Source organism: Sediminibacterium sp. C3, assembly GCF_000508085.1.
Taxonomy (GTDB): Bacteria; Bacteroidota; Bacteroidia; order Chitinophagales; family Chitinophagaceae; genus Sediminibacterium.
This window is the reverse complement of record NZ_KI669560.1, coordinates 2,132,923-2,133,832: the sequence shown is the minus strand read 5'-3', so window position 1 is coordinate 2,133,832 and position 910 is coordinate 2,132,923. Positions and strand designations below refer to the sequence as shown.

2 protein-coding genes are annotated in these 910 nt (G+C 24.6%); one reads left to right on the top strand and one right to left on the bottom strand.

Annotated elements, in window-relative coordinates; all coding sequences use genetic code 11:
- Positions 1 to 130 precede the first annotated feature (130 nt).
- Complete coding sequence (locus tag F777_RS0109900) at positions 131 to 457, bottom strand: hypothetical protein (protein ID WP_026751900.1); 327 nt, start codon at positions 455 to 457, stop codon at positions 131 to 133.
- A gap of 78 nt (positions 458 to 535) precedes the next feature.
- On the opposite strand from F777_RS0109900, the gene F777_RS0109895 reads away from it, so the two are divergent.
- Complete coding sequence (locus F777_RS0109895) at positions 536 to 853, top strand: polysaccharide deacetylase family protein (RefSeq protein ID WP_026751899.1); 318 nt, start codon at positions 536 to 538, stop codon at positions 851 to 853.
- Positions 854 to 910 lie beyond the last annotated feature (57 nt).

The window sequence follows — 910 nt, the reverse complement described above, 5'->3', positions numbered from 1 at the left end:
ATAAAAAAAGAAAGATGTTATTTTCTATACTAACATCTTTCTTAGATTGACTACACGTTGAAAATATTATTTAAAAACTATTGTTGTTCATATCTCAATAAACCCATTATTTAGTATATTCAAATAAGATTCACCAATTAGTACAACCTGAATTCATATTACATCCGTCAGTTTGATATGGTACATCCAAGCATTCAGTTTTCAATCCAACACCTTCTGTTTCATTGCCTTCAGGATCTACATATTTGCACCAAGTAACATAACTTATAGATAATTTCCATTGTTCACATGCTGCATTACTCCTATTCATTAATTCTAAATCAGTTATTGACTGAGAATTTGAAATAAATTGTGATTCTAGTGCGAGTTCGTTTGATGAATAATCTGATTCAATAAAAGATGTGAATAATAAAAACATCATTACTGAGATTGAACTTAATAAGACTTTTGTTTTCATGGTTTATAAATTTTAATAATTTAAATTAACAATATAAATTTATCTGGCCAAAAATTAATTGAATTAACTAATATTTATATGCGCAAATGGATTTTTTATATTTTAATTGTATTGATTTCTGATCTAAATAACAATAGAATACCATATAAAATTTACCTAACTTTTGATGATGGTATAGGAGCAGGAACATTAAAATGTTATAAAATGTCTAAAAAAGAAAACATAAAAGCCACTTTTTTTATTATTGGAGCAAAAAGTTTAATAAATAAAAATAAATCTTTATTAGATTCAATGAAAAGAGATAAAACTAAGGTTTCAATTGGAAATCATAGTTTTAGTCATGCAAATGGTCGATACGCTCAGTTTTATGATAATTTAGTAAAAAGCTTTTTATGATTTTGAAAAGTCTAAATTATTGTTAAACCTAAAAAATAATATAGTTAGATTACCTGG

What these genes read in the sequence shown, in the direction of transcription:
- F777_RS0109900 (WP_026751900.1), bottom strand. Translation starts at nt 457, where the DNA reads ATGAAAACAAAAGTCTTATTAAGTTCAATCTCAGTAATGATGTTTTTA.
- F777_RS0109895 (WP_026751899.1), top strand. Translation starts at nt 536, where the DNA reads ATGCGCAAATGGATTTTTTATATTTTAATTGTATTGATTTCTGATCTA.